25 protein-coding genes are annotated in these 24,964 nt (G+C 67.9%); 13 read left to right on the top strand and 12 right to left on the bottom strand.

Annotated features, from left to right (window positions below; genetic code table 11):
* The first annotated feature begins 9 nt into the window (after positions 1-9).
* On the top strand, positions 10-2,505 hold the full coding sequence (locus QM841_RS36450; RefSeq protein WP_283335739.1) for an ATP-binding cassette domain-containing protein: 2,496 nt from the start codon (positions 10-12) through the stop codon (positions 2,503-2,505).
* On the opposite strand, the gene QM841_RS36445 is transcribed toward QM841_RS36450, so the two are convergent.
* From QM841_RS36445 to QM841_RS36425, 5 genes are all read right to left on the bottom strand, one after another.
* Positions 2,490-2,699, bottom strand: a complete 210-nt coding sequence (locus QM841_RS36445) for a DUF2218 domain-containing protein (protein ID WP_283335738.1) — start codon at positions 2,697-2,699, stop codon at positions 2,490-2,492. The two genes, QM841_RS36450 and QM841_RS36445, sit on opposite strands and share 16 nt — an antisense overlap.
* 141 nt (positions 2,700-2,840) lie before the next feature.
* The gene (locus tag QM841_RS36440) at positions 2,841-3,806 is read right to left on the bottom strand and encodes a VOC family protein (RefSeq protein ID WP_283335737.1); all 966 of its coding nucleotides are present in this window, start codon (positions 3,804-3,806) and stop codon (positions 2,841-2,843) included.
* Positions 3,803-4,894 carry a 4-oxalomesaconate tautomerase gene (locus QM841_RS36435; RefSeq protein ID WP_283335736.1) on the bottom strand — a complete coding sequence of 364 codons (1,092 nt, stop codon included), beginning with the start codon at positions 4,892-4,894 and terminating at the stop codon, positions 3,803-3,805. The genes QM841_RS36440 and QM841_RS36435 overlap by 4 nt, the downstream gene beginning before the upstream one ends.
* Positions 4,894-5,610, bottom strand: coding sequence for a 4-carboxy-4-hydroxy-2-oxoadipate aldolase/oxaloacetate decarboxylase (locus tag QM841_RS36430; RefSeq protein ID WP_280782786.1), 717 nt, complete (start codon positions 5,608-5,610; stop codon positions 4,894-4,896). Before QM841_RS36430 ends, QM841_RS36435 begins: the two co-directional genes overlap by 1 nt.
* Entirely contained in the window at positions 5,607-6,344 is a 738-nt protein-coding gene (locus QM841_RS36425; RefSeq protein ID WP_283335735.1) for a PIG-L deacetylase family protein, read from the bottom strand. Before QM841_RS36425 ends, QM841_RS36430 begins: the two co-directional genes overlap by 4 nt.
* 359 nt (positions 6,345-6,703) lie before the next feature.
* Here QM841_RS36425 and QM841_RS36420 point away from each other — a divergent pair, with 359 nt between their 5' ends.
* The 3 genes from QM841_RS36420 to QM841_RS36410 are packed head-to-tail and all read left to right on the top strand — an operon-like array spanning position 6,704 to position 10,469.
* Entirely contained in the window at positions 6,704-7,678 is a 975-nt protein-coding gene (locus tag QM841_RS36420) for an amidohydrolase family protein (protein ID WP_283335734.1), read from the top strand.
* Positions 7,679-7,719: 41 nt separating this feature from the next.
* Positions 7,720-9,087 (top strand): MFS transporter, encoded by a 1,368-nt coding sequence (locus QM841_RS36415; protein ID WP_283335733.1) that lies wholly within the window; start codon positions 7,720-7,722, stop codon positions 9,085-9,087.
* Positions 9,088-9,122: 35 nt separating this feature from the next.
* Complete coding sequence (locus tag QM841_RS36410) at positions 9,123-10,469, top strand: MFS transporter (protein WP_283335732.1); 1,347 nt, start codon at positions 9,123-9,125, stop codon at positions 10,467-10,469.
* A 14-nt stretch (positions 10,470-10,483) separates the two neighbouring features.
* On the opposite strand, the gene QM841_RS36405 is transcribed toward QM841_RS36410, so the two are convergent.
* Positions 10,484-11,152 carry a GntR family transcriptional regulator gene (locus QM841_RS36405; RefSeq protein ID WP_283335731.1) on the bottom strand — a complete coding sequence of 223 codons (669 nt, stop codon included), beginning with the start codon at positions 11,150-11,152 and terminating at the stop codon, positions 10,484-10,486.
* Positions 11,153-11,259: 107 nt separating this feature from the next.
* Between QM841_RS36405 and QM841_RS36400 the strand changes: the two genes are divergently transcribed.
* From QM841_RS36400 to QM841_RS36385, 4 genes are all read left to right on the top strand, one after another.
* On the top strand, positions 11,260-11,499 hold the full coding sequence (locus QM841_RS36400; RefSeq protein WP_283335730.1) for an NAD(P)-binding domain-containing protein: 240 nt from the start codon (positions 11,260-11,262) through the stop codon (positions 11,497-11,499).
* Entirely contained in the window at positions 11,496-12,071 is a 576-nt protein-coding gene (locus QM841_RS36395; protein ID WP_283335729.1) for a DUF1932 domain-containing protein, read from the top strand. Before QM841_RS36400 ends, QM841_RS36395 begins: the two co-directional genes overlap by 4 nt.
* Positions 12,072-12,142: 71 nt before the next feature.
* A complete protein-coding gene (acmB, locus tag QM841_RS36390; protein WP_283335728.1) occupies positions 12,143-13,336 on the top strand; it encodes a methyl acetate hydrolase AcmB in 1,194 nt (397 codons plus the stop codon).
* A 138-nt stretch (positions 13,337-13,474) separates the two neighbouring features.
* Positions 13,475-13,855, top strand: a complete 381-nt coding sequence (locus QM841_RS36385; RefSeq protein WP_283335727.1) for a VOC family protein — start codon at positions 13,475-13,477, stop codon at positions 13,853-13,855.
* Positions 13,856-13,872: 17 nt separating this feature from the next.
* Here QM841_RS36385 and QM841_RS36380 read toward each other — a convergent pair whose 3' ends face one another.
* The 4 genes from QM841_RS36380 to QM841_RS36365 form a co-directional block, all read right to left on the bottom strand.
* Positions 13,873-15,198, bottom strand: coding sequence for an RNA polymerase sigma factor (locus QM841_RS36380; RefSeq protein ID WP_283335726.1), 1,326 nt, complete (start codon positions 15,196-15,198; stop codon positions 13,873-13,875).
* Entirely contained in the window at positions 15,171-15,593 is a 423-nt protein-coding gene (locus QM841_RS36375; RefSeq protein ID WP_037236036.1) for a YciI family protein, read from the bottom strand. The genes QM841_RS36380 and QM841_RS36375 overlap by 28 nt, the downstream gene beginning before the upstream one ends.
* 103 nt (positions 15,594-15,696) lie before the next feature.
* Positions 15,697-15,984: a WhiB family transcriptional regulator gene (locus QM841_RS36370; protein WP_280782776.1), complete on the bottom strand. Its 288-nt coding sequence runs from the start codon at positions 15,982-15,984 to the stop codon at positions 15,697-15,699.
* A 64-nt stretch (positions 15,985-16,048) separates the two neighbouring features.
* Entirely contained in the window at positions 16,049-16,822 is a 774-nt protein-coding gene (locus QM841_RS36365; protein ID WP_280782775.1) for an SDR family NAD(P)-dependent oxidoreductase, read from the bottom strand.
* Between the two features lie 237 nt (positions 16,823-17,059).
* Between QM841_RS36365 and QM841_RS36360 the strand changes: the two genes are divergently transcribed.
* From QM841_RS36360 to QM841_RS36345, 4 genes are all read left to right on the top strand, one after another.
* Entirely contained in the window at positions 17,060-18,451 is a 1,392-nt protein-coding gene (locus tag QM841_RS36360; protein WP_283335725.1) for an MFS transporter, read from the top strand.
* Positions 18,448-19,335 carry a transketolase gene (locus tag QM841_RS36355; protein ID WP_283335724.1) on the top strand — a complete coding sequence of 296 codons (888 nt, stop codon included), beginning with the start codon at positions 18,448-18,450 and terminating at the stop codon, positions 19,333-19,335. Before QM841_RS36360 ends, QM841_RS36355 begins: the two co-directional genes overlap by 4 nt.
* 1 nt (position 19,336) lies before the next feature.
* Complete coding sequence (locus tag QM841_RS36350) at positions 19,337-20,329, top strand: transketolase family protein (protein ID WP_283335723.1); 993 nt, start codon at positions 19,337-19,339, stop codon at positions 20,327-20,329.
* Between the two features lie 116 nt (positions 20,330-20,445).
* Positions 20,446-21,096, top strand: a complete 651-nt coding sequence (locus QM841_RS36345; protein WP_283335722.1) for a GntR family transcriptional regulator — start codon at positions 20,446-20,448, stop codon at positions 21,094-21,096.
* 68 nt (positions 21,097-21,164) lie between these two features.
* Here the strand turns inward: QM841_RS36345 and QM841_RS36340 are convergent, their stop codons facing one another.
* Together QM841_RS36340 and QM841_RS36335 are read right to left on the bottom strand one after the other, a co-directional pair.
* Positions 21,165-22,274: a C45 family autoproteolytic acyltransferase/hydrolase gene (locus QM841_RS36340; protein WP_283335721.1), complete on the bottom strand. Its 1,110-nt coding sequence runs from the start codon at positions 22,272-22,274 to the stop codon at positions 21,165-21,167.
* Between the two features lie 59 nt (positions 22,275-22,333).
* On the bottom strand, positions 22,334-23,761 hold the full coding sequence (locus QM841_RS36335; RefSeq protein ID WP_283335720.1) for a purine-cytosine permease family protein: 1,428 nt from the start codon (positions 23,759-23,761) through the stop codon (positions 22,334-22,336).
* Positions 23,762-23,925: 164 nt separating this feature from the next.
* Between QM841_RS36335 and QM841_RS36330 the strand changes: the two genes are divergently transcribed.
* A complete protein-coding gene (locus QM841_RS36330) occupies positions 23,926-24,945 on the top strand; it encodes a LacI family DNA-binding transcriptional regulator (protein WP_283335719.1) in 1,020 nt (339 codons plus the stop codon).
* Positions 24,946-24,964 lie beyond the last annotated feature (19 nt).

The raw sequence follows: 24,964 nt of genomic DNA, 5'->3' as shown, positions 1-24,964 counted from the left end.
GGAGACACGATGAGCACGGGCACGAAGGCGGGCACGACGGGGCGAGCGAAGCGACGGGAAGATTCAGGGTCGCCGGATCTGCACCTTGCCGACAGTCACGATCTCATCCGCGTGCACGGCGCGCGCGAGAACAACCTCAAGGACATCAGTGTCGAGCTTCCGAAGCGCCGGCTGACGGTGTTCACCGGTGTCTCCGGCTCGGGCAAGAGCTCGCTGGTGTTCGCCACGATCGCCGCGGAGTCGCAGCGGATGATCAACGAGACCTACAGCGCCTTCGTGCAGGGTTTCATGCCGTCACTGGCGCGACCCGACGTCGACGTACTCGACGGGTTGACGACGGCGATCATCGTCGACCAGGAGCGGATGGGCTCGAACCCCCGCTCCACCGTCGGCACCGCCACCGACGCCAACGCGATGCTGCGTATCCTGTTCAGCCGGCTCGGGAAGCCGCACATCGGCTCGCCCCAGGCGTTCTCCTTCAACGTCGCGTCGATCTCCGGCGCGGGCGCGGTCACCATCGAGCGCGGCGGTCAGGAGACGAAGGAGCGGCGGAGCTTCAGCATCACCGGCGGCATGTGTCCGCGATGCGAGGGCCGGGGCTCGGTCACCGACTTCGACCTGACGGCGCTCTACGACGACAGCAAGTCGCTCAACGAGGGGGCGCTGACGATCCCCGGCTACAGCATGGAGGGCTGGTACGGCCGCATCTTCCGGGGCTGCGGCTACTTCGATCCGGACAAGCCGATCGCGAAGTTCACGAAGAAGCAACTGCAGGACCTGCTCTACAAGCCGCCGACCAAGATCAAGGTCGAGGGCGTCAACGTGACGTACGAGGGTCTGATCCCGAAGATCCAGAAGTCGTTCCTGGCCAAGGACGTCGACGCCATGCAGCCGCACATCCGCGCGTTCGTGGAGCGGGCGATCACGTTCGCCACCTGCCCCGACTGCGACGGCACCCGACTCAGCGAGGGTGCCCGATCGTCGAAGATCAAGGGCAAGAACATCGCCGACGTCTGCTCGATGCAGATCAGCGACCTCGCCGACTGGGTCCGGGGTCTGGACGAACCGCCGGCGACAGGAGGACGACGGAGCATCGCAGCGACGAAGGAGCGAGGAGCGGACGGAGGACGGGTCGCCGTGGAAACGGTGGCCCCGCTGCTCACCGGGCTGCAACATCTCCTCGACTCGTTCACGGAGATCGGATTGGGGTACCTCTCCCTCGACCGGCCGTCGGGCACCCTGTCCGGTGGAGAGGCGCAGCGCACGAAGATGATCCGCCACCTCGGTTCGTCGCTCACCGACGTCACCTACGTCTTCGACGAGCCGACCATCGGCCTGCACCCGCACGACATCCAGAGGATGAACGGCCTGCTGCTGCAGTTGCGCGACAAGGGCAACACGGTGCTGGTGGTGGAGCACAAGCCGGAGGCGATCGCGATCGCCGACCACGTCGTCGACCTCGGACCGCGCGCCGGCACCGAGGGTGGTCAGGTGGTGTTCGAGGGCACCGTCGAGGGTCTGCGTTCCAGTGACACGCTCACCGGGCGGCATCTGGACGACCGGGCGTCGCTGAAGCAGTCGGTGCGCACACCGTCGGGGGCACTCGAGGTGCGTGGCGCAGACAGCCACAACCTGTGCGGCGTCGACGTCGACATTCCACTCGGCATGCTGGTGGTCGTGACCGGAGTGGCGGGCTCGGGCAAGAGTTCGCTGATCCACGGTTCGGTGTCCGGGCGGGACGGCGTGGTGTCGATCGACCAGGGCGCGATCAAGGGTTCCCGACGAAGCAACCCGGCGACCTACACCGGGCTGCTCGAGCCGATCCGCAAGGCGTTCGCGAAGGCCAACGGCGTGAAGTCGGCGCTCTTCAGTTCCAACTCCGAGGGCGCGTGCCCCACATGCAACGGCGCCGGTGTCATCTACACCGACCTGGGTGTGATGGCCACCGTCGAATCCCCCTGCGAGGAGTGCGAGGGGAAGCGGTTCCAGGCCGAGGTGCTCGAGTACACGCTGGGCGGCCGGAATATCGCCGAAGTGCTCGCGATGCCGGTGGCCGAGGCCGAGGAGTTCTTCGGTTCCGGCGAGGCACGGATCCCGGCGGCGCACAAGATTCTGCAGAGGCTCGCCGACGTCGGGCTCGGCTACCTCAGCCTCGGACAGCCGCTGACCACGCTGTCCGGCGGCGAACGGCAGCGGCTCAAGCTGGCCACCGCCATGGCCGACAAGGGCGACACCTACGTCCTCGACGAACCGACGACCGGCCTGCACCTCGCCGATGTCGAACAGCTGCTCGGACTGCTCGACCGGCTCGTCGACTCCGGTAAGTCGGTCATCGTCATCGAGCATCACCAGGCGGTCATGGCGCACGCCGACTGGATCATCGACCTCGGCCCGGGCGCCGGCCACGACGGCGGGCGGATCGTGTTCGAGGGCAGGCCGGAGGATCTGGTGTCCGCCCGCTCCACCCTCACCGGCGAGCACCTCGCGGCCTACGTCGGCACCTGACCGTCCCTTACCCATCCGACGGTCAGACCGTCACGTTCGCCGAATCTGACGAGATGCCTTCCGACGACGTCTTCCAGTCGGGGCAGCTCGTCGGATTCGGCGACGAGGTGCAGGTGTAGTTCGCCGTCTCCGGCGGTCACCGTGGCGCGGCCGCCGGCCAGGTCGATCCAGCCGGATCGTGTGTCCGTGTCCACTCTCCGCCGTTGCGGCGGCCGAGGTGGGACACGAGTTGTTTGCCGTACCGTTCGGGCCGGTCGGTGCGGACGGTCGCGTGCGATTCGCCGCCCGTCATGTCGTCGGTCATGTCGGTCCCTTTCGACGGTGCGTCCCGTGTCTCAGTGGGTGCTCGGAACGGGTGGGGTGCCGTGGGTGTGGAACGTCTCGATGGTCTTCATTCCCCACGCCTGACCCTTCGACCGTTCGGCCTCGGTCCATTCGATGACGTCCCAGTCGGGATCGAGGATCAGCCGCGCTCCGGGGTTGCAGAACTCGATACGGTTGCCGCCCGGCTCGTAGACGTAGAGGAAAAATGTCTGCTGGATGGCGTGCTTGTGGGGTCCGGTCTCGATGTGGACGCCGTTTTCGAGGAAGACGTCGGCGGCGCGGAGGATGTCCTCGCGGGTGTCGGTGGCGAAGGCGATGTGGTGCAGACGCCCGTTGCTGCCCGTCCAGTCCTCGGTGTACACCACGTCGTAACTCTTGTTCGTGAAGGTCAGCCACTGTCCGGCGATTTTGCCCGTGTTCAGCCGGATCTGTTCCGTGGGACGGCCGCCGAGCACGTCTCGGACGAAGGTGCCGTTGGTCTCGACGTCCGCGGCGAGGAAATTCACGTGATCGAGGCGGCGAACCGTGGCGGGCGCACCCGGGTAGCGTTCGGCCTGATTCTTCAGCGCCGGCGCGAACTCCGCCGGAGGAGCGGTCTTCTCGACCTCCCAGTACAGGTCCATCGGGTGACCGTCGGGGTCGGCGAACGTGTAGGTCTTGCCGATTCCGGGATCACCGTCGCGCCACCCGATGCCGCGGCCGGCGGCCTCGATCGCCGAGACACGGCGTTCCAGTGCCGCAGCACTCGACGTCCGGTAGCCCAGCCGCCCGATGCCCGACGTGTCGTGGGCGGTGAGCTTGAGGGAGTGGTGCTGGTAGTCGTCCCACGAACGCAGGTACACGCTGTCGCCGTCGGCGGCGACCTCGCGCAGGCCGAGCAGTTCGGTGAAGAACCACCTGCTCTCGTCGAAGGTCGGGGTGAACAGTTCGACGTAGCCGAGGTGGGCGATGTCGAAGCGGGCGTCGTCGGTGCTCATGAGTTGTCCTCGGTGTGGGGGCCGGCGGGCCGGGGGTAGACGGTGCCGTCGAACAGGGTGCGGGCGGTGCGGATCACGGCGGCGCGGCGGATGTCGACGCCGGCGTCACCGGTGTAGGTCAGGTCGATGTCGACGTCGAAGTATCCGGTGGGGTGTTCGATGCGGACGACGCCGTCGTCGCGGTGACGGCTGAGTCGATCGGCGACCGATCCGGGGATCCGGACCGCGGTGCCGACGGTGAGCGCTCCGAGCACGCCGATGGCGGTGTGGCACCGCACGGGGATGAACGTGCGGGTGTCGAGGGTGCCGTCGCCGAGCGGGGCGGCGACCAAGGTCATCTTGGGAACGGTCGTGGTGGACACATCGCCGAGGCCCATCAATTTGCCTGCCTGCGAACGGATGTGGGCGAGCCGGTCGGCCAGGTCGGTGTCGGCCTCGAGGTCCGCGGGGCTCTCGTGTCCGCTCACCCCGAGATCGGCGGCAGCGATGACGACCGTCGGCATGCCGTTGTCGATGCAGGTGACGTCCACTCCGTCGACGGTGTCGACGACGCGGCCGGTCGGGAGCAGCGTCCCGCAGGTCGAGCCGGCGGTGCCGGAGAACGCGATGCTGATCGGGGCGGCGGCGCCGGGCACTCCGGCGATCTCGCAGCTGCCGGCGTGATCGACCTGCCCGCCCGGTGTCGGGAACGTTGCCGTGGCGAAGCCGTCCGAATTGACCATCCGGATCCGGACACTCGTGTGCTCGGAATCGGCAGGCACCAGGCCGTGTTCGACGGCGAACGGGCCGACGCCGGCGAGGATGTTGCCGCAGTTCTGCGCCGACGACACGAGGGCCTGATCCACCGCAACCTGCAGGAACAGGTAGTCGACGTCCGCGCGCGGATCATCCGACGGGCCGATCACCGCGACCTTGCTGGTGAGCGGGTGGGCGCCGCCGATCCCGTCGATCTGACGGGGATCGGGGGAGCCCATGACGCGCAGCAGGAGATCGTCCCGCTCGCGGAGGTCGGAGGGGAGATCCGCGGCAAGGAAGAACGCCCCCTTGGACGTACCGCCCCGGATCCACGTGCAGGCGATGCCGCGCATTACAGCGTCTCCTGCTGTTCCAGCCGGTACTGCTTCTGCGACAGGTACCGCACGCCGAGGGAGTCGAGGACCGGACGCAGACCGTACCGGTCCAAGCCCAGCTCGCCGGCGCGGAAGGACTGTCGCGCAGCCTCTTCCTTCTCCAGCCGGGCGCGGGAGGCGGCGACCGCGTCGGCGGCGGTGGCGCGGGGCACGATGACCACACCGTCGTCGTCGGCCACCACGACGTCGCCCGCGTCGACGGACACGAGGCCCAGGGTCACGGGGATGTTCACCGCGCCGGCGGTGGCCTTGACCGTGCCCTGCGCGGACACCGCGGTGGACCACACGGGAAAGCCCATCTCGTTCAGTTCGGCGACGTCGCGGACGCCGGCGTCGATGACGAGTCCGCGGACACCCCGCGCCTGCAGGGCGGTGGCGAACAGTTCGCCGAACATGCCGTCCGTCGAGGGGGAGTTGGTGGTGACCACCAGGATGTCGCCGGCGCTGCACTGTTCGATGGCGGCGTGGATCATCAGGTTGTCGCCGGGCCAGGACAGGACGGTGACGGCGGTGCCGGCGATCCGGGCGCCGGACTGGATGGGCCGGAACTGCGGGCCGGCGAGGCCGGTACGCCCCTGCGCCTCGTGCACCGTCGCGGTGCCGAACTCGGCGAGGGCGTCGACCGTGTCGAGGGGGGTCTTGGCCGGGTCGGTGAGGATCACGGGGTCTTTCACGACAGCACCTCCGCCACCTGCGGGTAGTACCGCACGTACGCCTCACCCATCGTGTCGGTGCTGAAGCCGAGGTTCGGTCCGGCGTTGCGCTTGACCTGGACACCGCGGCGCCGCGCGAGGTCGGTGTAGTAGGTCCACATGTGTTCCTGCGCCACAAGGGATTCCATCGCCTTGCGCTTCTGCGGAAAGACGTCGGTGATGTCGATCAGCACGTTCGGCTTGAAGTCGCACTGCTCGGGCTGGTGCGGCTCGAAGAAGAACACCGGCGGGGCGCCCAGGGGCTCACCCTCGGCGGGGTACCCGATCGCCTGCGCCAGGATGCGGGCGTCGAGCGCCATTCGGGCGGCCGCGGGATGGTCGGCGTTGTACGGGTCGATCAGCGGATGGGTCAGCACGACAGTAGGATTGACGTCGCGATAGACGTGCACCAACCGGTCGACCAACTCCGGCGAGGGCAGCAGCGGGTAGTCGCCGGCGTCGAAGAACTCGATCTCCGCTCCCAGTGCCGACGCGGCCGCTTCCGCTTCTCCCCGCCGGATGTCCTTGATCTCCTCGAGCGACTTGCCGTCCCGCCATGCCCGAGCGGATTCACCGCGCTCGCCGTAGCTCAGGCACACGACTTTCGCGCGTTCGCCGCGAGCAGTGGCGGCGGCAATGGCTCCGGCGGCCCGCCAGACGAAGTCGCCCGCGTGGGCGCTGACGACCAGCAGGGCCGGTTCTACCTGATGTGCCATGAGAGATTCCTTTCCTCGCTGTCCGAGATGTGGACGGGGGCACCTCGCCCGGTAGCAAGTAGCGCATATTGCCGACCAAATTGTCAACAATCACGTACTCATTTTTCACGACGAGAAGGTTGTGGAGATCGTGGCGGATCGTATAGGTTATGTGCCGAGTGACCTGAGTCACGCGATCGGATCATCGCTGTGAGGAGTGCCATGCCGGCTGTTTCGTTCGGCGCCGCGGCGCCGCGCCGATTCGGGCGCGAGCGATGCGGTGCCGTCGGTACTCGTTGGCCCGCAGGGATTTCCGGTCAACATGGACACAACGGCCGCACTGCTGACGCATTGTGCAGGATGCCAAGGAGAAAGAAACTATGTCGGATCTGAGTCGACGCGCGTTCCAGGGAAGTACGTCCGCACTACTGGCGGGGACCGGACCTTTCACCAAGACCCCGGGCTGGCTGGACTGGTACCAGAACCCATCCACGCCGCGCTTCGAGGTGCCGGCGGGATCGGTGGACGCCCACTGCCACGTTTTCGGGCCCGGCGCCCAGTTCCCCTTCGCGACCGAACGCAAGTACACCCCGTGCGATGCGAGCAAGGATCAACTCTTCGCGCTGCGTGATCACCTCGGGATGAGTCGCAACGTCATCGTTCAGGCGACCTGCCACGGAACGGACAACAGCGCGATGGTCGACGCCGTTCGGGCGGCAGGCGGCCGGGCACGCGGCATCGCCACGGTCCGCCCCGACATCACCGACGCCGAGTTGCGCCGGCTCGACGAGGCGGGCGTGCGAGGAGTGCGGTTCAACTTTCTTCCGCGACTGGTCGAGGGCACCCCGAAGGACGACCTGACCACCATCGCGCGGAAGATCGCCCCCCTGGGTTGGCATATCGTCATCTATTTCGAGGGCCCCGACCTGGAAGGCCTGGAGGGTTTCTTCGACACGTTGCCCACCCCGCTGGTGGTGGACCACATGGGACGACCGGACGTCACTCGACCTGTCGACGGGCCGGAGTTCAGCCGATTCCTGAGCTTCGTCGCGCGCAACGAGGCGTGGGTGAAGGTCAGCTGCCCGGAACGGCTCACCGTCACCGGCCCGCCGGCGCTGAACGGCGAACAGAACGCCTACACCGACGTCGTGCCCTTCAGTCGGCGAGTGGTCGAGGAGTTCCCGGATTCGGTGCTCTGGGGCAGCGACTGGCCTCACCCCAACCTCACCGACCACATGCCCGACGACGGGCTCCTCGTCGACCACATTCCCCACGTGGCCACCACGCCGGAACTGCAGCACAAACTCCTCGTGGCCAACCCGATGCGCCTGTACTGGCCGGGCGAGGACTACTGAGCCCTCCCTCCACTGCAACATTTCCCGAGAAGGATTGTCCCGTGCAGCATTCCAACGCAGCGAATCGGCTGGACCGCCTGCCGATTTCGCGGTTCCACAAGATCACCCTCGTGGCCGTCTCGTTCGCCTACTTCTTCGAGTTCGCGGACATCAACACGTTCGCCACCACCGTCCCCAAACTCGTCAAGCTGTGGGGGGTCACCGTCAACCAGGTCGCCTACGTGACCTCCCTGTCCTTCGTCGGCATGTTCTTCGGCTCCCTCATCGGTGGCTGGATCGCCGACCGCTGGGGCCGTAAGAACGCGTTGGCCATTACCACCCTGTGGTTCGCGGTCTTCTCGTTCGCGTCGGTGTTCTCCTGGGACATCGTGTCCCTCGGCGTACTGCGGGTTCTCACCTCGGCGGGGCTGTCGGCGATGACCGTGGTGGCGGTCATCTACGTCAACGAGATCTACCCCGCCGCCGTTCGCGGGAAGTACCAGGCCTACGCCATCGTCATCGGCATCTGCGGCACGCCGGTCACCAACCTCGTTGCCGCCGCGGTCGTTCCGCTCACCGACTGGTCGTGGCGGCTGGTCTACCTGTGGGGCAGTCTCGGCATCCTCTTCCTCCTCTTCACCCGGCACCTGAAGGAATCGCCCCGCTGGTACGAGAGCAAGGGGCAGTACGAGAAGGCCGACGCCGTTCTGAGCCAGATCGAATCCCGCGTCGCCGCGGAGAAGGGCCCGCTGCCCGATCCTGCCGCCCCGATCGCGGTTGCGACCAAGCAGACCAAGGCTCCGCTGCGGCTGCTCCTGCAGAAGAGATACCTGGTTCCCACGGTCCTGCTCTCTGTCATGTGGGTGACCCAGACCGTCGGCTTCTTCGGCTACTCCAGTTGGGCGCCCACCCTGTTGGCGCAGGAGGGCCTCAGCGTGGAGAAGTCGATCTTCTACGTCGCGCTGACGACGGTCGGTGCGCCGCTGGGCTGCTTCCTCGCCGCACAGGTCACCGACCGCGTCGAACGCAAGTGGTGCCTCGTCGCATTCGGTGTGGTGATCGCGATCTGCGGCCTCTTCTACGGGCTGACGTTCAACCCGATCATGATCGTGGTGTTCGGCTTCCTCGTGAACTTCTTCGAGCGCGGGTACACCGCAGTGGCCTACGCCTACTCCCCGGAACTGTTCGACACTCGGACCCGGTCGTTGGGCACTGGCGTCTCCTACGGGCTCGGACGTCTGTCGAACGCTGTCGGTCCGCTCGTCATCGCCGCGCTGTACACCGGCACCGGGTATCAAAGCGTCTTCTACTTCATCGCCGGAAGCTGGCTGGTCGGTGCGCTCGCTCTGGCCGTCTTCGGACCCAGGACCCGGCAGGCCCGGCTCACCGATCCGCCCGTGGAGGTACCGACAGCACCCACCACGGCATGACCAGGGCTGAAGCCCCACAACCATCTGGAGTGCCCATGACCATCGACCACACCGGGTCCGAGCGCGCCCGGACCCGCCTCGCTCTCACGGTGCTGGCCGTGTGTTGGTTCGCCATTCTGTGCGACGGGCTCGACACCTTCGTCTATGGTGCGGTGTTGCCGCGCATGCTCGCCGACCCGGCCCTCGGAATGAGCCCCGGAGCCGCCGGCACCGTGGGCAGCGTCGCGACCCTCGGCATGCTGATCGGCGCGCTGGCTGCCGGGCCGATCGCCGACCGGCTCGGCCGGCGCACCGCGATCGTCGCGGGCGTCGCGTTGTTCTCGATCGCGTCACTGGCCTGCGCGGTCGCCCCCTCTGTCGAGGTCTTCGCAGCGGCGCGGGGTGTGGCCGGCCTCGGCCTCGGCGGGCTCATCCCCACCGCCATCTCGATGGTCATGGAGTACGCCCCGCGCGGCAGGGCGAACCTGATGGTCGCGTCGCTGATGACCGCCCATCAGGCCGGTGGCATCCTCGCTCCGGGCCTGAGCATGCTTTTCCTGGACAGCCGCGGATGGCGCTTCCTGTTCCTGCTCGGTGGCCTACCGCTGATACTCGCCGTGCCGCTCATGCTGAAGTTCCTCCCCGAATCGATGGGGTATCTGCTCGCTCGCGGCCGCGTCGCCGATGCCGAAGCGCTCGCTCGCAGTCGAGGTGTGGCGGTCGCGGACTTCGTGACGGCCCCGACCGGCAGGGGCGGGGCGTCGTCGACGACTGCGCACCGGATCCGCCTGCTCTTCACCGGATCCCGTGCGATCACCACCCCGGCGTTGTGGACGGCGTCGTTCGCCGGGCTGCTGCTGGTGTACGGGGTGGCAACCTGGCTGCCGGTCATGATGCGGTCGACCGGGTACGAACTCGGCTCGGCGTTGAGCTTCCTGCTGGTGATCAATCTCGGTGGCATCGTGGGCATGCTGATCGCCGGGCAGGTGGCCGACCGGGTCGGACCGATCCCGACCGCGCTCGTGTGGTTCGCGTTGACCGCGATCGGTATCGCGGCGCTGTCGATGCAGATGCCGCTCGCCGCGACCTACGCCGTGGTCTTCGCGACCGGTGTGTGGTTGTTCAGCGCCCAGACCATGGTCTACGCCGGCGCCGCCGCGCACAGCGAGGCCGACTTCCGGGCCACCGCCGTCGGGCTCACGTCGGGGATCGGCCGGTTCGGCGCTGTCTTCGGCCCCTGGCTGGGCGGCGTGCTCGTCGCTTCCGGGACTCCACGGTGGGGGTTCGGGGCCTTCGCGGTTGCCGCCCTGCTCGCGGTGGCAGCGCTGGTGGTGGTCTTCGTGACGGACCGCGTCGGGTCGCGTGCGACGACGAGTTCAGTGCGCGAACGGGTCTCCTTGTGAATGCCCGCGTGCGGTCATCCCTGCCGGGCTTCGGCGACGTCCTCGAGCGCAGTGGTCACGCTCGCCAGGTGGTGCCGCATGGCTGCCTCCGCACGCTCCGGGTCGCGCGCGCAGACCGCGTCGATGATCGCGACGTGCTCGGGCAGCGACACCGACATCCGGCCGGGGTGCATCGACAGCTTGAACTGGTGTCGCACCAGCTGGCCACGCAGGCGCTCGAGGATCTCGTCGGCCGAGCGCTGCGCACTGATCTCCCGAACGCGTTTGTGCAACAACTGGTTCGCCCGCGAATACCCGAACACGTCTCCGGCCGAGACCGTCGTCGTCAATTCCTCGCGCAGGGCGGTGAGTTCCTCGATCTCCGCGTCGGTGATCTTCTGGGCCGCCTTCGCCGCGCACAGTCCTTCGACGACCATCCGTACCTCGGTGATCTCGACCGCCTCGTCCAGCGACACCGACCGCACGCGGGCGCCGCGGTTCTGGATCCGTTCGACGAGGCCCTGGGCGGTGAGTTCGTGCAGGGCCGCCCGGACCGCGCTGCGACTGGCGTCGTACTGCGCACACAGGTCTGCCTCGACCATGCGCTGGTTGGGCGCGAAATCCCCGTCGAGGATCGCTGTGCGAATCAGGTCGGTGACCGCAGCCTGATCCGTGCTGTGTTCGCGAGCTTCCTTCACCGGCATCGGGTTATCTCCGCTCAGATCATCACCAAAATTGTTACCGATATTGTACCGACCCGTCGTCACCTGGATCGCACATGGCACCAGATCCACCCAGGAAAGAGGAACCGATGACCCAGCAGACGACGATCGCCGTCCTCGGACTCGGCGAGGCAGGCGGCGCATTCGCGCGCGATCTGATCGCCGCCGGCGCCACCGTTCGCGCCTTCGACCCCGCAGTCGCCGCACCGGACGGAGCCGTCGCGTGCCGGTCCGAGGCCGAGGCCGTCGACACCGCCGACCTCGTCCTCAGCGTGAACAACGCGCGCGCGCCGCAAAGGCCGCACTCGAACGGGGAAGCCCCGCAATGAGTGCCGATGCCGTCTGGGTGGACATGAACACCGCCGCGCCCGACCTCAAACGCACCCTCGATGCCCACGCCGCGCGACGCGGACTCGGTTTCGTCGACGTGGCGATCATGGCTCCGGTCCCCGGCCGCGGACTCCGGACACCTCTGATGGCGAGCGGTCGCGACGCACACCGGGCCGCGGAAATCCTCACCCGTCACGGGGCATCCGTCGACATCCTCGACGCACCGGCGGGTGCGGCCGCGGAACGAAAACTGCTGCGCAGCATCTTCTACAAGGGCATGTCCGCGGCCATCGTCGAAGCCCTCACCGCGGGTCGCGCGCTCGGCCTCGAAGAATGGCTCACCACCAATATCGCCGACGAGTTGACCCGGGCTGACGCCGCCACGATTGCCCGCGTCGTCGACGGAACGCGTCGCCACGCCAGGCGCCGCGCCGACGAAATGGACGCCGCGGCAGCCATGCTCCGCGCCCTCGGTATCGACCCCGACATCGCCCAGGCCACCCACGAACTGCTGACCAAGATCCCGGCGCCATCAGCAGGTGCCGAACCGAGACGTGCCGTGCCGAACTGAGACGTCGCCACCCTCCGCCCGGTCATAACGTCACGTTCCATCAGTGACCACAGACACGACAGGAGAGTGGGATGTCCGATCTCAACGCCGCGCTCGGCAAGGTTCTCGACAGCGTGACCGAGGAAGGTGCGCCGAGGGTGCCCGGAGTGGTGGCGATGGTGACCGATCGCGACCGCACGGTGTTCGAGGGTGCCGCCGGGGTGCGGTCCCTGGCCGACGGCGAGCCGATGACCGCCGACACCGTGTTCGCGATCTTCTCCACCACCAAGGCGATCACCGGAACCACCGTGCTGCAGTGCGTCGAAGAGGGTCTGCTCGACCTCGACGCGCCGGCCCGCGAATACGTTCCGGAACTCGGTGACATTCAGGTCATCGAGGGATTCGACGCCCACGGCGATCCGATGCTGAGAGCACCGAAGCGGGACGTCACCACCCGGATGCTGTTGTTGCACACCGCCGGGTTCGGATACGACTTCTTCGACGAGACCTACAACCGGTTGGGGGTGGAGCACGGTCAACCCGGCGTGATCACCGCGACCCGGGCGTCGTTGACCACGCCGTTGCTCTTCGATCCGGGCGAGAAGTGGCAGTACGGGACGAACATCGACTGGGCCGGCCAGGTGGTCGAGGCGATCCGCGGCAAGCGGCTCGGCGAGGTGATGACAGACCGGGTGTTCGCGCCCCTCGGCATGCACGACACATCTTTCACCCTGACCGGGTCGATGGCTGCCCGGCGCGCGACCATCCACCAGCGCGAGGAGGACGGCCGGCTCACTCCCTTGGATCTGGTGCTGCCGCAGACTCCCGAGATCGACATGGGCGGGCACGGCCTCTACTCCACGGTGGGCGACTACCTGAAGTTCCTGCGGATGTGGCTGAACGACGGAGACGCCCCAGGTGGCCGGGTGCTGCGGGCCGACACGGTGCAGGCCGCCGTGTGCAACGGCCTCGAGGGACAAGAGGTCGGGATGCTGCCTGCCGTAATACCGGCCCTCACCAACGACGCCGAATTCTTTCCCGGACAGCGCAAGTCGTGGGCGTACACGTTCATGGTGAACGAAGAGGACGCGCCCACCGGCCGGCCCCGGGGGTCGCTCGGGTGGGCCGGGCTCGCCAACTCGTACTACTGGATCGATCGCCGCAACGGAATCGCCGGGTACTGGGCCACCCAGGTCCTGCCGTTCGCCGACCCCGTGTCGTTCGGCGGCTACCTGGACTTCGAGACGACGACGTACCGTCACGCCACTGTCGGCTCACCCGTCTAGGTCGGTCTCGAATCCAGTTTTTCATTGGATGGCCGGCAGCACTGCCCGGTACGATCGCGGGATTGTCTTCACCGCTGGGAGCCCATGAGGTTCGTGTGTGGGCTCCCGGCAGTTCCCGGGCTGAGAGCAGGTTTCGTCATGGCATGTCGTGTCAGTGAACTCGTGCTCGGTTGCCGCGACCCTGAGCTGCTGGCGCGGTTCTGGTGCGAGGTCCTGGACTTCGTCGTGCTCGATCGCGAGGACGACGGCTCGGTGGAGATCGGGCCGCGCGAAGGGTTCGGCGGTCCGCAGCCGACGATCATCCTCAGCCGCAGGGATGAGCCGGAGAAGGGGAAATCCCGGCTGCACATCGACGTCAACGCCACCGACCGCGATCAGGACGCCGAGCTCGAACGCCTTCTGAAGCTCGGTGCGCGCCGGGCCGACATCGGCCAGACAGGGCAGGAGCAGTGGCATGTCCTGGCCGACCCCGAAGGCAATGAGTTCTGCCTGCTGAAGGCTCGCCTGGACGCACTCTGATCGCTCACCGGTCGGGGTCAGCGCAGGTCGGCGAGCTTACGTCCCAGCACCGTCCGCTCGCGCTCGTTGCCGCACAACCGCACGGCCGCCTCGAATTCGGTGCGCGCCTCGTCGGTGCGTCCCAGGCGGGTGAGCAGTTCGCCGCGAACGCTCGGCAGCAGGTGTGAGTTCGACAGCGCCCGGGCGGCCACCAGCTCGTCCACGATCGGCAGCGCCGCGGCCGGTCCCTGGGCCATGGACACCGCCACCGCCCGGTTGAGGTCGACCACCGGTGACGGCGCGAGCCGGCCGAGTGCCTCGTAGATGAGGACGATCCGCTCCCAGTTCGTCGCGTCGACGGACGGCGCGACGGCATGGTATTCGGCGATCGCCGCCTGCAGGCCGTAGGCGCCCAGCCCGCGGCCGACCTGCTCCGCGCGGGCGAGGGCGGCGCGTCCCCGGCGGATCGCGGTGCGGTCCCAGCGGCGACGGTCCTGGTCCTCGAGCAGCACCGGTTCGCCGTCCGCCCCCGTGCGGGCCGGGAACCGCGCCGCGGTCAGTTCGAGCAGCGCCAGCAGACCGTGCACCTCGGGCTCGTCGGGCACCAGCCGGGTCAGCACTCGAGCGAGGCGCTGCGCTTCGCTCGCGAGGTCGAGGCGGATCAGGTCGTCACCGGAGCTGGCCGACGACCCTTCGGTGAAGATCAGGTAGATCACGCTGAGCACCGAGCCGAGTCGCCCGGTCCGCTCGGCGGCGGGCGGCACTTCGAACGGCACCCGGGCCGCCCCGAGGGTCTTCTTCGCCCGGGTGATCCGGGCCTGCACGGTCGCGGTCGGGACGAGGAACACCTTCGCGATCTCGTCGCTCGTCAGACCGCCGACCACCCGCAGGGTGAGCGCGACCCTCGCCTCCCGCGACAGCACGGGGTGGCAGGAGATGAACATCAACGCCAGCATGTCGTCGTCGATCTGGTCCGGATCCCACAGCACGTCCTCGGTGCCCTGGGCCGGATCGGCGGGTCCGCTGCCCGAGACGGCGCCGCCCTCGCCCAGGTCGTGAGCGAGGACGGCGTACCTCTCGTCGAGGGCGGAGCGCCGGCGGAACGCGTCGATCGCGCGGCGGCGGCCGACGGTGAGCAACCATCCCGCGGGGTTGTGGGGGATGCCGTCGCGTGGCCAGCTCACGAGTGCCTCGGCCAGCGCCTCCTGGGCGAGGTCCTCGGCCAGCGCGAAATCGCCGGTGTACCGCGCGAGCGCACCGACGATCCGTGCCGACTCGATCCGCCAGACGGCGGCGACGGCCTCACGCCCGGTGTGGCCGTCACCCGTCGATCCGCTCAGAGCTGACCGGTCGCTTCGCGCCACGCCCGCTCCTTCTGGATCCACACGTTGTCCTGCGGGAACTCGTCGATCGTCGCGACCCGGCGGATCTCCGCCTTGGAACCGGGACCAGCCATCGGGGCACGCTTGGCCCACTCGACGGCCTCCTCCTTCGACGCGACGTTGAGCATCCAGAAGCCGCCGAACAACTCCTTCGTCTCGCCGTAGGGGCCGTCGGTCACCACAGGTGTCTCCGAGGAGTAGTCGACCACCACACCCGATTCGGGGTCGGGGTCCAGACCCTCGGCCGCGAGCAGCACGCCGGCGCGGATCATCTCGTCGTTGAACTTGCCCATCGCCTCCATGATCTCGGTGAAGTCAACGTCCTGGAACGCCGCGAAGGTCTCGTCGGTGGCGCGCATGATCAGCATGTACTTCATGGTTCCGTCTCCTTGGATGTCGGGGTCCCTCTTGGACCTTCTCATCCTCAGGTCGAACGGGGAGTGACATGAATCGACACACTCGCCGGAATCTTTTTCGAACCTATCGCGCCCGGCCGGCTCGGCGCCGGTCGGTTTCCGTGGTGCCTCCCCAGATTCCGTGGGTCTCGCGGTGTTCGGTTGCGTGTGCGCGGCATTGCCGGGTGACGACGCACCCGTCGCAGATCTGTTTGGCGCGTCGTTCGCGCCTGATCCGGGCGCCGCGTCGTTCGCCGTCCGGTGCGAAGAAGGCGGAGGGTTCGGTGGTGCGGCAGTGGGCGCGGTATCGCCATCCCCAGCGTTCGGCGGCGGTTGGGGGTAGGTCGTCGTGAAGTGTCGTGTGGTCGATCATCGGGTGTCCCGGGGGATTCGGGCGGTGGACGGTGGGTACCGTCCACCGCTGTGGCTGCACCGACTCAGTGCAGGTGGCTGCCGCCGTTGATGTCGACGGTGGTGCCGGTGAGGTACGCGGCGTCCTGCGAGGACAGGAAGGTGATGACGGCGGCGACCTCGGTGGTGGTGGCGACCCGGCCGAGGGGGATGTCGCGGCAGAGTGCGGCTTCCTGTTCGGCGGTGCTGCCCACGCGGATGCTGGTGTCGACCGCACCGGGGGTGACGGCGTTGACGGTGACTCCGCTGTCGCCGAGTTCTCGTGCGAGTGACTTGGTGAAACCGAGGACCGCGGCCTTGGCGGACGAGTAGGGCACCTTCCCGAAGACGCCGCCACCCCGCTGGGCGGAGACGGAGGACATGTTCACCACACGCCCCCAGCCGTTGTCGATCATGGCCGGCAGGAATGCGCGGGTGACGAGGTAGGTGCCGGTGGCGTTGACCGCCATCACCTTGTTCCACAGTTCCAGCGTGGTCTCGAGGAAGGGCACCGGCGAGGTGATGCCGGCGATGTTCGCGAGCGCACCCACGGCGGGGAGGTTGCCGCCGGCGACTTCGGCGGCGACGGCGTCGTGTGCCCGCTGGACCGAGTTCTCGTCGGCGACGTCGATGTCGTGACCGAAGGCCGGGACACCGAACTCGTTCCCGATCTCGGCGGCGACCTTCGCGGACTTCTCTCCGTCGAGGTCGAGAACGACGATCGCCCAGCCCTCTTCGGCGTAGCGGCGGGCGGTGGCGAGACCGATCCCGCGCTCGGAGGTGGCGCCGGTGATGACGGCGGTGCGCTGAATGGACGACATGATCGCTCCTCGTGTTGCTGGAATCGCGCGTCCCGTCCGATGCGGTGGAGAGCCGGGAGGTCGACGACGCGGTAGGTGACTGCCACCACAGTAAGCCGATCGACTGTTAACAGTCAACCGTCGGCGAGTAACGGTTGACATATGGACGTGGCTCGGATCACACTGTTGGAACCGCACTGTTGACAGTCAACAAATCGGCGGCAATCGTAGAAACCGGCAGCCCGAAGAGGAGTCCCCATGAGTACCGAAACACTCAGGATGCGAGGTCCCGTCCATGGCACGAAGGACGCCAAGCGCGTAGCAATCGGCTCCTCGGTGGGGGCCGTGATCGAGACGTACGACTTCATCGGCTTCGGCACGGCCGCCGCGCTGTACTTCGGTACCGCCTTCTTCCCGGGCGCCGACCCGGTCACCGGAACACTCGCCGCGTTCGCGACGCTGGGTGTCGGCTTTGCTGCGCGCCCGCTCGGCGGGGTGCTCGGCGGACATCTCGGGGACAAGCTGGGCCGCAAGCCCGTGCTGGTGGCATCACTGATCGCGATGGGTCTCGCGACCTTCGCGATCGGCCTGCTGCCCACCTATTCACAGGTGGGGCTCATCGCGCCGGTGCTGCTGGTCCTCGTCCGCGTCGTCCAGGGCCTCGCGTTCGGAGCCGAGTGGGGCGGTGCGATCCTGATGAGCTACGAGCACGCCCCCTGGAAGTCCAAGGGCAAGTTCACCGGCATCGTGCAGGCCGGCTTCCCCGTCGGGCTGCTGCTGGCGAATCTGGTGTTCCTGTTCAGCGTGCACCTCGGCGGCGACTGGGCCTGGCGGGTACCGTTCCTCGCCAGCATCGTCCTGGTGATGGTCGGCCTGGTCATCAGGTCGAAAGTGCCCGAGTCCCCGGTCTTCGAGGACGTCAAGAACGAGGGCGACATCGTCAAATCCCCGGTACTCGAATCCATCAAGTACGACTGGCGAAACATTCTGCGCGGTATCGGTCTTCGAGTCGCCGAGACGGCCGGTTACGCGGTGTCGATCACCTACATGATCTCCTACCTGCACAACCAGGGTCTCGCCGGAAAGTCCGAAACCCTTGTCGCCCTGTGCATCGCGTCCGCAATCGGCGTCTTCGCCACCGTCGCCTGGGCCCGCCTCACTGACCGTATCGGACGACGCCCCCTCTACATCGCGTCCTGCGCCTTCGCGGCACTGTTCGGAATCCCGATGTTCCTTCTGGTCAACACCGGTCTGTTCATCCTGGTCATCGCCACCATCGTGATCGCCTACGCGGTCTGCCAGAACTCGATGGCGGGAGCGCAGGGAGCGTGGTTCCCCGAACTGTTCGACGCCTCGCGCCGAGCCTCGGGAGCGTCCCTCGCCTACCAGATCTCGGCGATGGTCTCCGGCTTCACCCCCTTCGTCACCACGCTGCTGTTCGTCTCCTTCGGCTGGTGGGGTCCGGCGCTGCTGTTCAGCACGTACGCCCTGATCGGACTGTGGGCGGCGTTGATCACCAGGGAGACCTGGGGACCCACCGAACGGCGCCTCGCCGCCGAGGCTGCGGCGCGCACCGATTCCAAAAGCACCGACGCGCCGACGTCCACCGGCACCACGCCCACGATCCGCAAGGAAAAGGAACTCCTGTGACCATCACAACCGCCACCACCGCGGTCGAAGACACGACCAGTGACGCGTCGCGCATCGCGACCGTCGAACAGTTCGCCTACCGCATGCGGCACAACGTCATCGACATGGGTGAGGAACAGGGCCAGGGATACGTCGGGCAGGCGCTCGGAGCCGCCGACATCTTCGCCACCGTCTACGCCGACCAACTGCGCTACCGCGCCGACGATCCCGCATGGGAGGGCCGGGACCGGTTCCTGCTGTCCACCGGCCACTACGCCATCGGCCTCTACGCCGCACTCGCCGAGGCCGGAATCATCGACCGCAGCGAACTGGAAACCTACGGCTCAGACGACTCCCGCCTCCCGATGTCGGCAATGTCCACGTACACCCCCGGCATGGAAATCTCCGGCGGCTCCCTCGGCCACGGTCTGACCATCGCGGTCGGGATGGCCCTCGGTCTGCGTCACCAGCGCTCCACCGCCCGCGTCTTCAACTTCCTCTCCGACGGCGAACTCGACGAGGGTTCGACGTGGGAGGCGGCGATGGGCGCCCACCACCACCGGCTCGGCAATCTCACCGCGATGGTCGACATCAACGCCCTCCAAGCCGACGGTGCGACCTCGACGGTGCTGAGCACCGAACCCGTGCACGACAAGTGGGCGGCCTGCGGGTGGCACGTCGAACGCGTCGACGGCAACGACGTCACCGCACTGGTGCGCGCGTTCGACAACGCCGCCGCCGAATCCGGTGGCAAACCGTCGATCATCCTCTGCGACACCCGCGTCGGGAAGGGTGTGCCCCTGCTCGAGTCCCGGGAGAAGGCGCACTTCATGCGCATCGACGAACACGAGTGGCAGATCTGCCGCGACCAACTCACCACCGGCTTCGACCACAAGGACGCCTGACATGACCACCGCCAGCAAGCCGAAGCTCAAGACCTCGGCCATGATCGCCTCGTTCGTCGACGACGGCCAGAAGACCACGTCCGCGCCGTTCGGGCACGCGCTGGTGAAGGCTGCCCGGGAGAACGACAAGATCGTCGGCCTGTCCGCCGACCTCGCCAAGTACACCGACATGCACATCTTCGCTCAGGAGTTCCCCGACCGGTTCTTCCAGATGGGGATGGCCGAACAGCTCCTGCTCGGAGCCGCCGCCGGGATGGCCGAGACCGGTCTGGTGCCGTTCGCGTCCACGTATTCGGTGTTTGCCGCGCGCCGCGCCTACGACTTCCTGTGCCTCGACATCGCCGAACCGAACCTCAACGTCAACATCATCGGTGGCCTCCCCGGACTGACCACCGGCTACGGGCCCAGCCATCAGGCCACCGAGGACATGGCCATCTTCCGGGGCATCCCCAACCTCACCATCGTCGACCCGTGCGACTCGATCGACATCGAACAGGCCGTCCCGCAGCTCGCCGCGTCCGACGGTCCCACCTACCTGCGGCTGCTGCGGGGGAAGGTCGCGACCGTGCTCGACGAGTACGACTACACGTTCGAACTCGGTAAGGCCAAGGTGCTCCGCGGCGGCAACGACGTCGTGTTCGTCACCAGTGGGCTGATGACGATGCGCGCTCTGCAGGCCGCCGACCGACTCGCCGCGCACAACGTCGACGTCGCGGTCGTGCACACGCCGACGATCAAACCGTTCGACGCAGAGACCGTCCTCGCAGAGGTGAACACCGACCGCCTCGTGGTCACCCTGGAGAACCACACCGTGATCGGCGGCCTGTTCGAGACCGTGGCCGCCGCCGTCGTCACGGCCGGGCTCGGCAAGCGGATCGTGCCGATCGCTCTCCCTGACCAGTTCCTCGACGCCGGTGCCCTGCCCACCCTGCACGAGCGGTACGGCCTGAGCACGGACCGGATCGTCGCCAAGGTTCTGGGCGAACTGGCATGACCAGCGCGTACGGCCCACGCCGCAGGCCGGGCGGCGCGGGCCGTACGATGGCTGTCAACAGGTTGCTGTCAACAGACCGCTGTCGACAGTTGATCGCTGACCCCACGGAGGCACCCATGGCCGGACAACCCGCCGCACTGCTCGGGCTGGAGAAGACCAGCCTCCGCCAGCAAGCCGTCGCCGCCCTGAGGGTCGCGATCACCAGCGGGGAACTCGCGCCGAGCAGCCCGCTCGTGGAGACCGAACTGTCCGAGATGCTGCAGATCAGCCGCGGCACGCTCCGCGAGGCGATGCGGCAACTCCAGCAGGAGGGATTGATCTCCGCAGGCGCGCGGGGCCGGCTGTACGTCCGGCATCTCGATTCCAAGGAGATCCGCGACATCTTCGCCGTCCGCGCCGCACTCGAGGCGCTGGCCGTCCGGGAGCTCGCCGGCCTGGCCGACCGCACCACCGTCATCGCGGAACTGCGCGCCGCCCTCGACGTCATGGACACCGCCGTCCTCGAAGCCCGCATCGAGGCCGACCTGAACTTTCACCGCACCATGTGCTCTCTCACCGGCAACGACACACTCCTGCACTCGTGGATCTCACTCGAAGGATCCATCCGGATGTCGATCATGTTCGCCGGCCTCGACCGCGCCGTCGGCAACATGGACGTCGGTCGCCACAGCGCCATCGTCGACGCCATCGAAACCGGCGACGCCGACGAAGCTGCCACAGCGATTCAGACGCACATGGACTGGGCCTCCGCGAATCTGGTGTCCTGACCCCAGGTGAGTGGGAAAGAGTGCGGGCACACGCTTTGCCGCTCACGTACCCGGGACAGGCCGCCGCGTCACCCGCCGACGACGCAGGCGGTCCCGGTGGCGTCGAGTGTGGTCCACGACCGTCGGCGGGCGTCGATCGGTGTGCCGGCGAGGATGCGGGCACGGCGGTGCTCGGGTTCGAGCAGCACTGTCGCGAGGGTGGCCCAGCGCTGACCGAAGACGGCGTCCGGGGCGGGGACGCAGCACAGCTGGGGCTGCCCCGGATCGGAGTACAGGTACTCGACGAGGTGATCGGCGACGGCCGGCTCGGCGTACCGCTGCTGCCGGGACGCGATCAGACCGTAGCGGTCCTGCGAGTCCGGCTCGTACAGACCGGTCTTCTCGCGGGCGGCGTTGGCCGGGTCGAGGAAGTGATTGGTGTGGGTCAGGAATCCGTCGCTCGGGCGGAGCGTCGCGACGCCGACGGGGCTGACCTCGGCACACGCGACGGTGTCAGGGTCGATCAGGGTCAGTGCGCCCGAGGTGGCGATCGGTGCCGAGCGCAGCAACTCGAGGGCTTCGTCGACGGTTCCGGCTTCACCGAGGACGGCCGCCGACAGGACGTGCATGGGCACCCCGGCCGGTGCGTCGTCGCGGTGGCCGAGGATGTTGAAGAAGACCCCGAGACCCGCGCTGTTCATCCCGATCTTGCCGAGGATGCCGTGCTCGGTCAGCCCCACGTAACTGTGGCGGGTTCCGCGCACCTGATGGGTGTGCCAGTACGGGTCCAGTTCCTCGTGCCAGTCCCAGGTCTGGACGCCGAACGGCGCCGACGGACGATCCGCGGGTGCGTACGCGATGGTGGAGCACTCGCCGGGACGGGCCGCGGTCGCCTGCGACAGGATCTCCGTCCGGCCGTTCAACGCCATCACGTGCCAGGGCTCGAGCCCGGCGCCGGCAGCGATGCCCTCGATCTCCTCGAGGTACCGGGGTCCCCACGCCGCCAGGACATCCGCGAGGCGGTGCGCGCTGTCGCGGGTGCGAGACTCGATTACGCCGATCGTGTCGAACAGGCGCAGATACAGTTCCACGGACGCGGACAGGTCGGTGCGCAGCTGCGTGCCGCGGGCGATGCCGCGTTCGCGCGGCCGGGTGTCGTCCACGCTGACGTGGGAGTGGTCGGTACTGGTCTCGGTCATCGTGATCCTCGTTGTGTTGCTGGTGTGAATAGTGCTGTGTGCCGGTCGATCACAGTCGATCAGCGGGTTCGGTACGAACGCATCAGCACGACGTACAGTGCTGCGGACACGATCAACCCGACCGGCAGCGACAGGTCCACGCCGCCGACCGCGTTCGCGATCGGACCGGTGTAGACCGGGGCGGCGACGCAGAGCGCCGCCGCGGCGATGCCGGTGAAGACGGCGACCGTTCCCGCCCAGTTGATCCCACCGCTGTACCAGTAGGGGCTGCTGCTGGTTTCGTTGCCGAGCTCGAGGCCGTCGTAGCGGTTGCGTCGCCACAGGACGTCGGCGACGTACACGGCCATGACGGGACCCATCACGGTCACGACGAGCTGCATCATGTTGCTGACGGTGTCGAGGAAGTTGGAGACGAGCAGGGCGTACAGCGTCATGGCCACACCCATCGAGCCGTCGAGGAGGACGCTGCGCGAGCGGCGCAGGCGCAGGCCGACCGATTGCAGGGCGAGTCCGGAGCTGTAGGCGGTCATCGCGTTGTTGGCGATCGTGCCGACGATGACGGCGAGCAGGAAGATCGGCGTGAACCACGCCGGGAGGATGGCCTCGAGCGCGATCTGCGGGTCGGCCATGTCGAGTCCGGTACCGGCGAGTGCGCCGAGCGCGGTGAACAGCACGCTGGGGACGAACGCGCCGAGCGCCGTCCACACGGCGACGGAGACCGGCGAGGTGGTCGCCGGCAGGTAGCGGGCGAAGTCCGCGCTGTTGGTGTAGGACAGCGGAGCCGACGCCACGATCGACACACCCGCGGCCACCGTCGCCCACAGGCCGATGCCGTGGAGTGCCTCCGCCGGCTGGTAGCCCCAGTCGGCGTTACCGAGGACGTACCCGGCCATCACCACGAAGATCGACGTCAGCACCAGGGCCAGCGGCTGGTAGAGCCGCACGATCGTGGCGTGCCCGTACACGCCGATGGCCAGCGTGACGGCGGCGATCGCCAGGATGACGACGACCTTGACGGGGGTGGTCGCGTCGATCCCGAACCGTTCGACGAGCCGGAAGGCCGTGTACGACGCGGCCGCCCAGTTCAGCGCCAGGTAGCAGACGCTGATGAACCAGCTGGTGACGAGAATGTTCACCCGGTTGCCGCGGATGCCGAAGATCGCCCGCGTGATCACCTCGCTGGGCGTTCCCGACGCGGGTCCGCTGGCGGCGACGATCCCGGTGAGGATCGAGAACAGGTTGCCGACCACGATCACCGCCAGCGCCTGCCAGAAGGACAGGCCCATCAGGATCAGTGCGCCGCCGACGACCAGGGCCAGGTAGCTCACGTTGGGCGCCGCCCACACCGCGAACAGGTCCCGGGCGCGGCCGTGCCGTTCGCTGTCGGGGATGAAGTCGATGCCGTGTGTCTCCACCTGCCCGGCGCGATCGGCCGGCGGTGTTTCGCCGGGCGTCACCGCGCGCGGGTCTGCTTTTGTCGATGCCATGGGGTCCTCCGGATAGATGAGCTCGGATGTGCGGCTGGTGGGCGCAATCGCCGATCTGGCGTGACCCCGGTCACCGTACGGAACCAAATCGATTTGGACAAGACTCGCGAAAGCGAATTTACAAATCGATTTGGTGCAGGTCGGGCTGTTGGTAGCCTGAGTGCGTGACGGAGAAGCGATCGAGGCCCACCATCGCCGACGTGGCTCGGCACGCGGGGGTGTCGACCACGACGGTGTCGCACACGTTCAGCGGGAAGGGCGTCGTCGCCACCGCGACGCGCGAGCGTGTCCGCTCGGTCGCAAAATCCCTCGGCTACCGGCCGGACGTGGTGGCGAGGAGCCTGCGGAGCAACCGTCTCGGCGTGCTCGCCCTCGTGCTCCGGCCACTCGACACACTGGATTCGTCTCTCCCCGAGGGCGTCGACTACTTCCTGCGATTCGCGGGTTCGGCGGCTCTGGCCGCGATGGATTTCGGATACGGGCTCATGCTGGTGTCCGATCCGACCCGCGACGAGTCGCCGGCCGCCGCCCTCGCCTGCGACGGGTTCCTGATCACGGAACCCGTCACGCACGACCCTCTCATCGAGATGCTCCTCGGGGAGGGGGTGCCGTTCCTGTCCGTCGGCAAGGATCCGGCGAGGGCTGCGTACGACGCCTGGCTCGACACCGACACCGAACTCATGACCGGCCGAGTGCTGCGGCACCTCGAGGACGCGGGGGCGACGCGAGTGGCTCTCGTTGCCGGAACTGATCCCAATTCGTGGAACCTGGGCGCTGAGGCCGCCTACCGCGCGTGGGCAGCGACGCGCGGTCAGGACGCTCGGGTCGCCATCCGGCCCGAGACCACCGGTGAGGCCGGCGGACGCGACGCCGCGGACGAACTGTTCGACCGGAGCGACCCACCCGACGCGGTGTACTGCCTCACCGGCCGGCACGCGGCCGGGGTGCTCGCGCGGGTCCGGGAACGAGGACTCGACGTCCCCGGCGACGTGCAGATCGTCGGCGGCTCCGACTCGGAACACACCCGATCCGCCGTTCCCCCCATCACCTCGGTGGACCTGCAGCCCGAACACCTTGCCCGCGTAGCCGTCACACTGCTGGTCAACCGCCTCGACAACTCCGACCGGCCGGTCCCCCCGGGGCACCTCCACGGACGACTCGTCGTGCGGGGCTCCACCCGGTAGTCCCGTCGATGACCCCGAA

Source organism: Rhodococcus sp. IEGM 1307 (assembly GCF_030056915.1).
In the GTDB taxonomy this organism is placed as follows: domain Bacteria; phylum Actinomycetota; class Actinomycetes; order Mycobacteriales; family Mycobacteriaceae; genus Rhodococcus_F; species Rhodococcus_F opacus_D.
This window is presented reverse-complemented; position numbering and strand designations above follow the sequence as displayed.

Excerpts from the sequence above, each read along its gene's own strand:
- QM841_RS36335 (WP_283335720.1), bottom strand. The coding sequence starts at position 23,761 with ATGGCATCGACAAAAGCAGACCCGCGCGCGGTGACGCCCGGCGAAACA.
- QM841_RS36405 (WP_283335731.1), bottom strand. The coding sequence starts at position 11,152 with ATGCCGGTGAAGGAAGCTCGCGAACACAGCACGGATCAGGCTGCGGTC.
- QM841_RS36440 (WP_283335737.1), bottom strand. The coding sequence starts at position 3,806 with ATGAGCACCGACGACGCCCGCTTCGACATCGCCCACCTCGGCTACGTC.
- QM841_RS36420 (WP_283335734.1), top strand. The coding sequence starts at position 6,704 with ATGTCGGATCTGAGTCGACGCGCGTTCCAGGGAAGTACGTCCGCACTA.
- QM841_RS36385 (WP_283335727.1), top strand. The coding sequence starts at position 13,475 with ATGGCATGTCGTGTCAGTGAACTCGTGCTCGGTTGCCGCGACCCTGAG.
- QM841_RS36345 (WP_283335722.1), top strand. The coding sequence starts at position 20,446 with ATGGCCGGACAACCCGCCGCACTGCTCGGGCTGGAGAAGACCAGCCTC.
- QM841_RS36360 (WP_283335725.1), top strand. The coding sequence starts at position 17,060 with ATGAGTACCGAAACACTCAGGATGCGAGGTCCCGTCCATGGCACGAAG.
- QM841_RS36410 (WP_283335732.1), top strand. The coding sequence starts at position 9,123 with ATGACCATCGACCACACCGGGTCCGAGCGCGCCCGGACCCGCCTCGCT.
- QM841_RS36370 (WP_280782776.1), bottom strand. The coding sequence starts at position 15,984 with ATGATCGACCACACGACACTTCACGACGACCTACCCCCAACCGCCGCC.
- QM841_RS36395 (WP_283335729.1), top strand. The coding sequence starts at position 11,496 with ATGAGTGCCGATGCCGTCTGGGTGGACATGAACACCGCCGCGCCCGAC.
- QM841_RS36340 (WP_283335721.1), bottom strand. The coding sequence starts at position 22,274 with ATGACCGAGACCAGTACCGACCACTCCCACGTCAGCGTGGACGACACC.
- QM841_RS36365 (WP_280782775.1), bottom strand. The coding sequence starts at position 16,822 with ATGTCGTCCATTCAGCGCACCGCCGTCATCACCGGCGCCACCTCCGAG.
- QM841_RS36350 (WP_283335723.1), top strand. The coding sequence starts at position 19,337 with ATGACCACCGCCAGCAAGCCGAAGCTCAAGACCTCGGCCATGATCGCC.
- QM841_RS36435 (WP_283335736.1), bottom strand. The coding sequence starts at position 4,894 with ATGCGCGGCATCGCCTGCACGTGGATCCGGGGCGGTACGTCCAAGGGG.
- QM841_RS36375 (WP_037236036.1), bottom strand. The coding sequence starts at position 15,593 with ATGAAGTACATGCTGATCATGCGCGCCACCGACGAGACCTTCGCGGCG.
- QM841_RS36400 (WP_283335730.1), top strand. The coding sequence starts at position 11,260 with ATGACCCAGCAGACGACGATCGCCGTCCTCGGACTCGGCGAGGCAGGC.
- QM841_RS36450 (WP_283335739.1), top strand. The coding sequence starts at position 10 with ATGAGCACGGGCACGAAGGCGGGCACGACGGGGCGAGCGAAGCGACGG.
- QM841_RS36425 (WP_283335735.1), bottom strand. The coding sequence starts at position 6,344 with ATGGCACATCAGGTAGAACCGGCCCTGCTGGTCGTCAGCGCCCACGCG.
- acmB (WP_283335728.1), top strand. The coding sequence starts at position 12,143 with ATGTCCGATCTCAACGCCGCGCTCGGCAAGGTTCTCGACAGCGTGACC.